Origin of the sequence: Streptomyces sp. McG3 (genome assembly GCF_018619185.1) — a bacterium.
Taxonomy (GTDB): domain Bacteria; phylum Actinomycetota; class Actinomycetes; order Streptomycetales; family Streptomycetaceae; genus Streptomyces.
On sequence record NZ_JAAXYC010000025.1, the window covers coordinates 1 to 12,409 of the forward strand.

Genomic DNA, 12,409 nt, shown 5'->3' on the forward strand with positions numbered 1-12,409 from the left:
GTGCGGCGGGGGTGAGCGGGAGTCGGGGGCGATCTCAGGCCGCCCCGGCCCCGCCCCGGAGGCTCATGGCGACGCGGTCCGGCATCCGCGGGCAGCGCATCCATCACGCCTGGTCCCCCGGGGTCACCGCCCCGTTCAGAACGGTCTTCACCGCGTACACCGGGTCGAGGGGCTCCACGAGTTCTCTGGTGGCGACGGCCACGAGGCGGGCCGGCGCGTCGCCCTGCAACAACGCGCCCACGTACTCGATGGCTTCAGCGGGCGAGAGCACGGGGAGCCTCCGGCGCAAGGTCCGCACAGCGTGCATGCGTCCGCGCGTGATAGCGACGTCACGGAGCGCATCGTGGAGATCATCCACGGCGGTGCGAACCGGCACCCCCCGGATACGCCCCCGCGACGTCGCCCGGAACGTCAAGACCACTACGCACCGGCCGAGGCCCGCGAGTTCCTCGACGCGGCCCACGCTGACCGGCTCCACGCGATGTACGAACTAGCCCTGCGCACCTGACTCCGCAAGGGCGAACTCCTCGGCCTCCACTGGGAAGACCTCGACCTCGACGCAAGCACCGCCACCATCCGCCGCTCACTACAGCGCACCCGAACCGGCGGCCTCACCCACCTGCCCACCGAGACCCGCGCATCCGAACGCCGCATCGCCCTCCCCGCCGAATGCCTCCACTCCCTCAAGGAGCACCAGGAACGGCAGGACGAGGAACGCGAAGCGGCAGGATCAGCCTGGCAAGACAGCGGTCTCGTCTTCACTACGCCAACCGGACGGCCTCTCGATCCGGCCAACCTCACCCGCCGTTTCCGCAGCTTCCTCAACCGGGCCGGACTCCGACGCATCCGCTTCCACGACCTCCGCCACTCGACCGCCACGCTGCTCCTGGAGCAAGGCGTCGACCTCGTCGTCATCAAGGAACTCCTCGGCCACGCCCACATCGGCGTCACCGCCAGTGTCTACGCCCACGTCTGACTCCGCCTCCAACGCCAAGCCATCGACACCTTGGGCAGCGTCCTCGGTAGCAAGGCTGCCAGCCAGTAGCACTGCACTCATCCAGAACGGCCGACGGCCCCATGAGAAGACTCGTGGGGCCGTCGACGTCCGGCTGCGTTGCCGTCAGCGTTGCCGTCAAAGCAGCTCAGAGGACCGCTGGCGGAATGCCAGAAGACCACTGGCGCGTTTGCGTAGCACGCCGTTCACGGTAGACCTATTCCGCCCAGCCCTGCGCATTCGACATTGATTCAGTGGGGAATCCGCCGACCGCCCCCATTTCACTGCCGAATTTCTTCTTGTAAACGCTAGGAGCGAGATAGAGAAGCCCCTCGGCGGCCTGGAAGAGTGGCCTGACGAAACACGTAAACTCTGAGGTCGATCTCAAGACCGCATCGTACGCATCCCTCCCATCCAAGATGCACGCGCAACGCGCATACAGGAAGTGGTCACTTGTTTGCGGCAGCTCCAAGCCAACCGCCAACACCACCGGGATCTCCGCTAGCTCCCGCCTGTCAATCCTATAAAGAGCCTCGCGCAGCTCTTCGGAAAACTTGACCAAATCGGTCGCATCCAGCCGATCAAGTCGCCCAGAGACCCGATCGAGAGCTGACCGCACATCGTCTCCCGACTGAGCGGGATTCGACCCGATGATGCTCCAGAAGTCGGTCACGCGATCCACCCTCACCAGAGCTCCAATTGCTGAAACCCTCTTTGTTGCAGCTTCTTCTTACCAGGCGAAGTAATGTCGTTACCCAACTGAACCCCTTGGCGCTTCAACTCCCCCATGCGGAGGTGCTCAGCGATGAAAACGTCGTCCTCTGTGCCGCATACGTGCGTGCACTTGACGTCATCGAGGCTCTTCAACCGCCCACTGTCAAGGTGATCCTTGAGCCTGTTCTTGAAGTTCAGCGTCTTGCCGACGTATGTCTTCCCAGGGTTCCACTGATCGGGAAACTCGTACACGCCCTGATTCTTGTTGCAGTTATGAACGAGAACCGGCGTGGCCCCCGCCAGCACATAGTACGTGTGGATGTCGCGGATCGTGAGGTCGTGGGTGCGCTGGCGCTGTTCAAAGGTGCGGGTGGCGGCGACTGTGGTTGTGTCTCCGTCGGCGGTGCGAAGGGTCATGCCGGGCTTGAGGTTCCCGGCTTCGACCCACTTCCGCTCGGAGGGTGACCAGAAGGGGTGGTTGACGGTGGAGGTGAGCGTAGCGTTCGAGGTGTTGTTGTTGCTGTTTGCCTCGTCTGTTACGCCTCCCCGGCTGGCCCCGGAATCTTTCTCTGCCTTGCCGTCCACTCCAGCGGGCTTCGTGCCGATGGTTAGGTTGATGAAGTCTTTGTCGTCTTCGGTGGTGATGGTGCGGACGACTTCACGGACGGTTGTTTTGCTTGTTTTTGGGTCAGTGGCGATTATCTTTTCGCCGAGCTTGACGTCCTTAATGGGCTTGGTCTTCCCATTGGCGGTCAGAACCTTGGTATCGGGCAGGAAGCTGTGCTTCTCGCAGATCCCGGAGGCGGCTTCCGCTGAACGCTTCTGCGCTGCTTTCAGGGCTGATTCAGCCCGCGCCAATGACTCCTTCGCCTTGGTGACCTTTTTGGAGGCGCTGATCATTCCGGCGACCCCGCCGACAATGTCATCCACTAGGCCGACGACTCGCTTGAGTAGCTTTCCGCCCTTTTCCCATCCCCAGGGGGCTCCGTATTTCGCGAAGAGCTTTCCTGCTAGGCCGCCGGAGAAGCTCCCTGCGATGTTGAGGACAGTTTCGCCACAGGCTCCCAAGTCTCCGGTAGAGAGGCAGTCGAGGCCGGCCGTGATGCCGATCTCGTCCATGAGGATCTTGACGATGGCCTTGGCGGCCCGAACGGTGCGCTGTCTGGCAGAGGAGAACTGCTGCTCGGCAGCCGCCTGGCTTGATGCGGCCTCGTCCCGGCCCTTCTCTGCCTTTTCCTCGTCTGCTTCAGCGCGGTTGGTGATCGGTGTGCGGGAGCAGCTCCGGGGGTCGGAGGAGCCGCAGTCCGCGTAGAGCCCGCTGGGGTCGGACAGTGTGACGGGGCTGTTGTCGGCGTAGGCGTAGCCGTTGATCTGTTGAGGGCGGGTGTAGTCGATGATCGGGTCGACGGAGATGAATTTGCCGAGTTGGGCGTCGTAGGAGCGGGCGCCGATGTGGGTGAGGCCGGTGGAGGCGTCGATGGTGCCCCCCACGAAGCCCTTCTCACCGGGCCAGGTGCCGTTGGCCTCGCCACGATCAACGCCGTAGGGGTCGGAGCGGCGCTGGGTGACGGTTCCGGTGGTGGCGTCGATGGCGAGTTCGCCGGTGCCGTGGTGGTCGGAGGCCAGGAAGGACAGCTTGTTGTCGCTGGTGCGGACGGCGATGGTCTGGCCGGCGTGGCTGTAGTAGCGGGTGGCCTTGACGGTGCTGGAGCCGGCAGCGAGGGAGAGTTCCATGCCGGGGAGGTAGACGGTGGTGGCGTTGGGGTCCTTGCGGACCAGGCGTGAGCCGTCGGGTCCGTAGATGTAGGTGGTGTCGCCCGCGGAGGTTTTGATCTTGGCGGGTTGGCCGGTGGTGTTCCATTCGAGGGTCTGGGTGTTGCCGCCGATGACGCGGGTTTTGGTGTTGCCGCCGTCGTCGTAGGTGTAGGTGGACTGGCTGTTGCCGGTCGGGGTGTTCTCTACGACTTTGGTGACCTGGTGGGGGCCGTCGCCGTCGGTGCCCGCTCCGCCGTAGCTGTAGGTGTGGGTGATGTCCTTGGTCGCGTCGCGGCCGACATCGTGGAGGACTTCCTTGTTCCGGTTGCCGATCGCGTCGACGCTGTACGACTTCCAGTACGGGGCCGGCCCGTTCAGCGCGGTCGCGCCGGGAGCGGCGTCGCAGGCGGAGGGCTTGGAGGCATCGAGGCCGTTGCTGCCGAGGGTGCCCGCGCCTTGGGCTGTGGCGGTATTCGCGGCGGGGGTCCACGCGTCTTTCAGGCGGGCGCCGGTGTCGTAGGCGAAGCACTGGACATCGGTGGTCGCCGTGGAGTTGGTGTTGGCGGTGTCGGCGATGGAGAGGACGTTGCCGGCCTGGTCGTAGGTGTAGGAGGAGCGTTTGACCGGGTTGGTGGCGCCGGCGACGTCGACGGTGGAGGTACGCAGCCGGCCGGTGCCGGCCTCGTATTCGAAGGTCTGGCCGACTTTCCTGCCGCTGCCGGTGTACAGCTCCAGGCCCAGGACCTGGCTGATACCGGAGTAGGTGGTGCCGGTGACGTAGGAGGTGGTGCCCGTCAGGGTGGTGGGGCGCTGGAGCTCGTCGTAGCCGTAGGTGAGGGCTTCGGCCGGAAGGCCTCCGGCAGCGGGCAGTCCGGTCCCGCGGACGGTGCCGTCACGGTTGTAGGCCGTTGTGAACTCATACGTTCCGCCGAGTTCGCCCTCGGTGTTGGGTACGGCGTAGAGGGTCTTCAGTGGACGGTAGAGGTCGTCCATCGAGGTGACCGAGGAGCCGATGTACTGCGTTGCGTTCACGTAGCGCATGGACGCCCATGCGTGGCCGAGCCAGCCGGCCTTGTCGTACCGGGTCTCGGTGAGCTTGGTGCCGGTCGTCGGCTCGCCTTCCCACGTGAACGTGGGTCGGGACAGGGAGTCGTACTGGGTGGAGACCTTCTTGCCGTTGCCGTCGATCGCCCATTGCACACGGTCTAGTTCGTCGTAGTGCGTGGTGGTGGTGCCGGCATCGGGGTCGATGGATGTGACCTTGCGGCCGAGCTGGTCGTATCCGTAGGTCCAGACGTTGTTCTTGGCGTCGGTTACGGTCTTGAGCTGGCCGTTGAGAGTGTAGGTGTACTTGGTGTCGTCGTAGCCGAGCAGCGCGTCGGGACGGTCCCCGCGGTAGTGGCGCAGCGTGGTGGTGCGGCCGTCGGCGTCGGTGGTGGCGGTGGAGGCGACGCCGCCGGTGGGCGGGTCGGTGTGGATCAGTTCGCCGTCGTAGCGGGTGGAGGTGCGCCACTGCTCGGTACCTGCGTGGAGGCTGATTTCGGCGGTGGGGCGGCCGAGGCCGTCGTACTCGGTGCGTGTCTGTGCGCCGACCGCGCCGTTGCCTGCGGTCACGAGTCCGTCGCCGGGAACTCCGGCGGCTCGGTAGGTCGAGTTGGTCTTGACGACCTTGCCGACTCCGTCGTACCAGGCGTCGGCGACCATGCGGGTGCCGCCGGGGCCTTCGGTCTGCTTCTGACGGCCGCGCAGGAGGCTGTCGAAGAGCTCGTACTCAGTGCCGTACGTTCCGTCGTTCTCGACCTTTTCGGTCTTGATGGCCGTGGGCAGGTTGGTGCGGACCAGGTAGGAATACTTGATGCTGGGGGTCTGGGACTTGGCGCGGTCGGGAAGCCAGACGGAGGTGAGGCGGCCGATCGCGTCGTGAGCGAGATCGGTGCGCTTGCCGTTCGGGTCACTCTGGCCGGTGGCGGCGCCGCGCGCGGGGTTGTAGTCGGTGATGGTGATGTGGCTGGCGGCGTTGGCGGCGGTGGTCCGGGTCAGCAGGCCGTTGGTCTCGGTGTACTGGGTCTTTGTTTCGTTGTTCTTGGCGTCCTTCTGCCACAACGGGCGTCCGAAGCCGTCGTACCCGGTGGTTCCGGTGGTCTGGTAGGTGGGGGTGGTGCCGTTGTGGGCGGTCATCCTCTCGGTTTTGGTGGCGTCGCCCTTGGTGGGGGGCGCGCCGAACGCACCGTTGTCGTAGGAGGTGCGCTCGTCGGCCAGGACTTGCTTGGAACGGTCCGGTGTGGTGGCGCACTTGACTGTCACCACCTCGCTGCGGGATGGCAGTGAGAGGATGTTCTTGTCGGCGTTGTCCGCGTAGTACGTGCGGGTGCAGGTGTCATCGGTGGCGGTGGAGACGTCACCGAGGTCCTCGACGTGGGTGACCCGGCCGGTGCGCGTGGCGGTGTCGTAGGTGGTGGTGCTTTTGGTTTCACGCCAGCCACCGGCCGATAGCGGGGTGAAGCCCCGTTCGACGCGCGGCTTGGAGATCACGGCGTATCGTGTTCCCCAACTGCGCGTCTGGGTCGCGGTGTTGTGTTTCCACGGCTGGCTGATAGTCCGGGAGGCGATGGTGCTGCCGTCGTAGGTGACTGCTTCCAGCTCGTGGCCGGTGTGCTCCTCGGCATCCGTGTGCTCGGTGCCCTGGGAGTCCTTGACCTTGACGTTGCGCGTGGCACCGTCGACGTCCTTGTCGCCGTCCATGCCCTGGAGATAGGTGTAGTCGATGCGGGTGGACTGTTTGTCCGCGGTGCCGCTGGTGACCGAGACCTTTCCGTAGCCCTGCCAGTTGCCCCAGGTCAGGAACTTGTCTTCGGTGATGCCGTCGGGCTTGGCCTTCCGCCATGCCGCGTCGCCCTGGTAGTTGTAGCGGGTGACGCTGCTTTCGCCGCCGCCGGTGCGGTCGGTCTCGGTGATCTCGGCGACGACGTACTTGTGGAACCAGTCCGTAGTGGGTTCCAGATGGCCTGGAGGCGCCCATTTCACCGGGTAGCAGCGTTTGGTCGACTCGCCTGGCTTTGGCAGGGTGGACGCGGTGCAGTTGGTGGCGGCGTAGTTGACGGTCAGCTGGGAGCCGGTCTCGCTCAGTACGGTGGCCAAGCGGTAGCGATGGAAGGGGGCGATGTTGTCGCCGACCGTGTCCACCCGGTTGACCAGCTGCTCGCCGAACAGCTCGATGGCCGGCATCTTTACGGCGGTGCCGTCCCGGCCCTCGTGCTGGATCTTGTCGAGCCAGAGGGCCTTGGAGTCGTCGCCGTTGTCGTGAAACCTGTGGGTGAGCGACCAGTGGTCGACGTCCCGGTATGTGGTGGCGCCTGTGCGGATCTGGGAGGTGATGCCGGTCAGCCGCTTGGTGGTGAAGAAGGTCTGGCCCACCGTGCACTTGGTACTCGCAGCGCACTCTTGGTCGACCGGGACGTCGGGCCAGTTCGCCGCGTTGGCTTTGGTCCGCTTGGACGGGGCGCAGTCGAAGGTGTCGGTGGGCAGGCAGCGCTCGGTGACCTTGAAGTCGATGCGGGCCGGGGCCTTGGCCGCGTAGGCCTGGCCGTCGCGCTGACCGTAGTCGATGCGCTTGAGGTGACCGCCGCGGTGGTAGGCGGTGCCATTGACATCCGTCTTGCCGTTCAGGGCGTAGTAGTTGGTCTCCGGCTCGTAGAAGTAGGACATCACGTTGCCGTGCGTGTCCTTGACGTAGTCCAGGCTCCAACGCCAGGCCTGCTTGCAGTGGGCGGAGGTGAACGTCGCGTTGTAGCAGTGCTCGCCCTTGTCGTCACCGAAGACCGGCGCGGTCCACGTGGACTTGGTCTCTTCGTTGCCTGCCGCCCATCCGGGCAACTGGTTGAGGCCGAAGGAGTACTCGGTGCCGTCGGTAGTGGTGACGACCCAGTGCTCTCCGTCGTTGTCGCCGTTCTTCGCGCCGGTGCGCTGCTCGACCTTGGCGCCGTCGTCACTGGACAGGTGCCACTTTTTGGTGGTGTCGTCCTGGATCAGCTCGCTGGACTGCCCGTTCAGCAAGATGGTGGCGTTCTCGAACGCCCAGCACTGCTCACCGGATGAGGGGTGCCCGTCCTCCGAGCACGGCTTGTAGCGGCGCTCGATGTATCCGGGGTCGTAGGAGAAGCCATCGCCCGCCCAGGAGCCCTGGTTGTTGGTGGCTGCGGTACGGCCGTCAGCGGCCTGCGAGGAGTACCCGAGGCCGACCGTCGGCACCAGACCACCGGGCGTGGGCACCGCTTTGAGCGGATAGTTCCATGAGAAGCCGCCCGAGGAAGCCGCCACGCTCCAACTCGACGACGGGGCAAGCCCGGTTGCCTTGTAGGTGCCCTGCGCCGAGGACGGCCCCGCTGCCACCGCGAACAGACCGGGGGCGCCAGCCTTGCCGCCGGTGGCTCGAGGAGAGGCGTTCACCTCGGCAGACAAGGTGCGGGCCTGCGGGTCATTGGTCGTCGCCAGGACCTTGGGGGTTGCCGGGCAGGCCTTGCTGCCTGGGGTGGCCACCGCCGCGCACGCCGGCAGCTCGACCATGCGCAGACGTGAACCGTAGGAACCGCCGTAGCCCTCGGCGAAGGAGGAGTAGTCGATGCCGAGGCGTACGGGTGCGGAGCGTTCCGCGTCGTCGGCGCGCTGCACCTTGAGTACGGCGCTCGCGCCCAGGCGCTTGGCGTCGGCGGCGCCCAGCACCTCGACCGCGATCTTGTCCGGGGCGGTGGTCGTCCGCCTGCCTTGGACGGAGGCGGCTGCGACGGGGAGGGAGCCGACCATTACGCCGCGGGAGGTCTTTGCGCTCGGGGCCGCGACCGTGATCTCGGCTTCGGCCCTGCCAGGCCAGGATGGCTTGTCGAGACGAGGGTCGACGGTCTTGCTCATGGTGTTCGTCGGCCGCTTGGCTGCCTTGGCCTTGGCCCCCTCGACCACCGGGACCGGGTCCTTCGCCCGCTCCAGTTCCGTCGGCCTGTCCGCGGCTGACGCGACCGGTTGTAGCAATGCGCCGCCGAGCGCGAGAGAGAGGGCGAGCGCGAGAGATCCCCCCACGCGTCTGGGTATGAGCTGGTCGACCAACCGGCCACGGAACGGCATCTGGACTCCACACATCGGTAGCGGCACAACGGGCGCGCGGGCATGTTGGCCGGGCGCATGCATCATGCGAGAGGAATGAAGGACGCGAGAGCGGTGAGGGGCAGGGTGTTTTCGTCCCGCCCCTCACCCCGGGCTACATGTCGGGTATGGCGGTCTGGACCGACATCTGCTTCACCACGGTGAGGTCGAGTGCCCCGTCGTACGCGCGGACCTCGTCGATCGCTCCGGCGAAGTGCTCAGCCGAGCCGAGCGCCGATCGCCCGACCTGGAGTCCCTTGGTGGTGGACCACAGGGTGTTGTCCGTACCGTGTGCTGTGCTGGCGAGCTGACCTTCCACATAGAGACGGATCTCGTTCGCGAAGGCGTCATAGACCACGGCCAGGTGCTGGCCGGAGCCGCCGGTGTCGGGCAGTGCCTGGTCGTCCTGAAAGACCTTGACCGCCGCCGACGCGGAGTCCGTGTCGGCCACCGCCAGCTCCCAGCGCGATGCGGTGCCGCCGTTCGGATCGGGACGGAACCGCACCTGTACGCGGTTGGCGGCCGCGCCCGGCAGGGAGAGCACCGTCTGCGGGACCGTGCCGTCGATGGCGGTGAGCTGGGCGCGAGCGGTGACCGTGAAGCTGCTTGCCCCGTTGGACGGAGCGGCTGCGGTGGCCGCGTAATCCCCTGCCCCGTCCAGCACCAGGTGCCCTGCGCCGACCAGGGCCGGCGGATCGGGTGAGGCGAACGGATCATCTGGATCGGCCGGTGCGGGCCTGTAGACCCGTGCGTCACCGGCCAGGGTCAGGGCCTGCCCACCACCGGTCTCCGCCGACGTGGTGCCGTTGGCTGAGTCAAGCTGCCAGTAACCCTGGCGTGTCGGCTTGATCGTCATCAGCTCCGCTACCTGGCCGGCCGGCAGGACACGATCGAACACCCGCACCTCGGCGAGGTCGCCCTTGAAATGGTTGCGGTATCCGCTCTTTGCCAGGGCTCGGCCGATCTGGAGTGAACCGTAGGTCTTCCAGGCCGAGCGACGCTGCGCTGTACCGACGGAGGTCTTGTTCACGTACAGGCGCAGTTGCGGACCGCCGGAAGCCTGCGCGTCGTACACGCCGGTCAGCAGCACCCACGCGTCCTTGACCGGGACGAGGGGATTGCCGTCCGTTCCCCTGGCCACAGCCTTCCACTCCCCGAGAGTGTCCACGTCGGTCAGCGGCGTTCCGAACGCCCACGTGCCGACCGTGGTGTCGTAGCCGAGGGTGAAGCCGGGCACTCCAGTGCCGTCCTGGCTGACCACCGTCATGTCACGGCTCAGATCCGTGGGCCGCACCCAGGCGCTGACGCTGAAACTCCGGGCGGTGTCCAACACCGTGTTGACCGAGTCGAGATAGGAGCTCTCCGTACCGTCGAAAGATGCCGCGGCATCCGCCTTGCCGCCCGGGCCGACTGCCCCGAAGGCGACGCCGGAACCCTTGTCGGCAGCGAATTTGTCGCGCTCGTCGTGCGCCGAGGTACTGCCCGCCGCATCAGCAAGGTTCCACTGCGCGGTGGCAGGCCTGCCCTCGGTCACCAGGAACTCGTAGCGGGCCTTGGTGCCGGCGTTCCCCGCCTTGTCGACGGAGACCACCTCAACCCAGTTGCGGCCCCACCTCGAAGGCGTCCACGTAACCGAGACCGGCCCGCCGGCCTTGGAGGGCTTGGCAGCCGTAGTGGGGTCCGCGTCGCTGTTGAAGCCGTACCGGTAGGACTCCACGTCGGTGTCCGGGACGGAGTCGTTGGGGTTGGGCGCGAAGGTGAAGGTTCCCGCTGTGCCCACGCCGTCGTGCTCGACGGAATTCGACGGATACTCCAGCGAGTTCACCAGCGGCTTACCTGGCTTGGTCTTGTCGAGAATGAACTCACAGCGCTGCGGAGCACCGTCCGTGCTCCACGGCCCCCAGCCGTCACCGTCGTAGGCCCGCGCGCTCCAGTAGACGACTACGCCTTCCGGAATGACCGTCTTCACCCGGTGCCTGTATGGAGTGGTGGAGGTCGGCGACAGATATGAGGTGTCGTACGTGTACGAGGTCTCGGCAGCTGCGCCCTTGGGCGTCCACGCCACCTTGAACTGCACCTTCACCTTGTCCGTCTTGCCGTCGCCGTGGTCGGGGTCGGAAGCGTAGGCGGTCAGCATCGGAGGCTCTTCCGCATACGGCCGCGAGCTGCCCCACTTGCAGGAACCGCCGGGGTCCGACGACATCTTGGCAGTCGACATCTGTCGGGGCAGGTTGTTGTAGCTGACCGACAGGTAGGCGTTGCCACAGATCCGCTTCCACTCCGCGAACCGCGACTCGTCCGCGGCACGCAGCCCCAGAGTCATCGACGACCAGCCGTCTGTCGCGGCCGCCTTGAGCGCACCGGTCAGCTCCCCGGACGCGCCGCTCTCGAAGTGCAGGTTGGCCTCACCGCCGCATGAGGTCGGCGAGATCGCCTTGTCCACGGTCTCCAGGTGATCGACCCACTCGTCCTTGGTGTTGTTCCAGTCACTGGAGGACGACAGTGCGCGGTTTTTGCCACCGACCCTGTACAGCCGGATCGGTTCAGCCTTCGGGGTCGCGCTGTAGATGTGGGCGACGCGGGCGGAGAACGAAGCGCCCAGGACCTGCTTGCCCTTGTAGAACGAGATCGGCATCGTGTACAGCACCCGGCGTACGCCGACGCCGTTGCAGGAGACCGGGTTGTAGTCGGTGGGGCACTTACCCACCCCTGCGGAGTCGGAGTACTTCCAGTCCTGCTCTGACGGCATCCCCGACATCACACCGGTCCAGGACGTGCGCGGGGTGGTCCGCTGGGTCGGGTCGATCACCACCGGCCACACTGTGTCGGCGCCCTTAAGCAGCGCCTGGTCTGGCATGAGAGTCAGCTTGCCCTTGCTGACCTCGATGTCCAGGGGTGCCCTGCGGCCGCCTCCGCCCGGCCCCTCCAGGGCCGGATCGAGCTGGGCTTCTCCGTTCTGTGCAGCCGTCCGCGACCGCTTCACCCCCGACAGCCCGGCCCGGGGCGTTCCGCTCTCGGCGGTCGCGGCCGAATCCCACATGGTGGGCCGGCCTGCCTCGAAGACCGTGCCGTCGACCTCAGCGTCCTTCGCCACGATCGCGCCGGACGGGTCCTCCACGACCTTCAGCCCTGACGTCTTCAGCCCAATGTCGATCTTCGCCATCTCGGGGTCGGCCGCTGCCTGAGGCGTCTTGACCACGAGCAGATGTCCGAAGCCGTCGGCCTCGGCCCGCACCACGAGGTCGACTCCGGGGTGGACCTCCGAGTAGGTCGCGGTGGCCCCCTCGACACTCGGTGCAGGAAGCACACCTTTGGGCCAGGTCAGCGACATCTCCCTGCCCGCGCGGCGCAGCGTCACGAACGGCTCGTTCGTCGCCCCTCCTGCGAAGGACAGATCGACGGTCGCGGCCTTGGGACCCCACCGGCCGTCCTTTCGCTTCACGAGCGTCTCGTCGACCTTCACCCACGTGCCGGACCGGATCGTGCGGATCGGCTCGGTGTACTCCCTCGCCTCGAACGTGCCGTCCGGCTGGGCGAACACCTCCCGGCGCTCAGAACGCAAGCCGACCACCTCGACCGGCGCACCGCTCCTGTCCGCCGCGGCCGACGCCGCCGCTTCCGTCTGCGCCGGCCCCGACGCCGCCACCGGAGCCGGCGTCAGCGCCGGATCGGTGGTCTTCAGGTCCGGCTCGGAGTCGAAGGTAAGCCCGGTGGCCATCACGGCCCCGGCAAGCGTGGCTGCCAAGGCCGCGCGCAGCGCGAGACCGCTGCCGATTCGTCTGGACACTCGTCCGCTCTCCATGTCATTCATCG

5 protein-coding genes and 1 pseudogene are annotated in these 12,409 nt (G+C 66.5%); 2 read left to right on the top strand and 4 right to left on the bottom strand.

The genetic code is table 11. The features are described from left to right. Positions 1-103: 103 nt before the first annotated feature. Positions 104-271, bottom strand: coding sequence for a hypothetical protein (locus HET64_RS39815; RefSeq protein ID WP_308369862.1), 168 nt, complete (start codon positions 269-271; stop codon positions 104-106). 72 nt (positions 272-343) lie between these two features. On the opposite strand from HET64_RS39815, the gene HET64_RS40005 reads away from it, so the two are divergent. Beyond that, complete coding sequence (locus tag HET64_RS40005; protein ID WP_374105542.1) at positions 344-508, top strand: hypothetical protein; 165 nt, start codon at positions 344-346, stop codon at positions 506-508. A 60-nt stretch (positions 509-568) separates the two neighbouring features. After that, positions 569-976, top strand: a pseudogene (locus HET64_RS06665) (site-specific integrase); the annotation flags it as partial. 235 nt (positions 977-1,211) lie between these two features. Here HET64_RS06665 and HET64_RS06670 read toward each other — a convergent pair. The 3 genes from HET64_RS06670 to HET64_RS39820 form a co-directional block, all read right to left on the bottom strand. Further along, entirely contained in the window at positions 1,212-1,667 is a 456-nt protein-coding gene (locus HET64_RS06670) for a DUF4240 domain-containing protein (RefSeq protein ID WP_215103114.1), read from the bottom strand. 11 nt (positions 1,668-1,678) lie between these two features. Further along, positions 1,679-8,578 (bottom strand): RHS repeat-associated core domain-containing protein, encoded by a 6,900-nt coding sequence (locus HET64_RS06675; RefSeq protein WP_251144893.1) that lies wholly within the window; start codon positions 8,576-8,578, stop codon positions 1,679-1,681. Between the two features lie 133 nt (positions 8,579-8,711). Next, a complete protein-coding gene (locus HET64_RS39820) occupies positions 8,712-12,383 on the bottom strand; it encodes a LamG domain-containing protein (protein ID WP_215103115.1) in 3,672 nt (1,223 codons plus the stop codon). Positions 12,384-12,409: the final 26 nt, after the last annotated feature.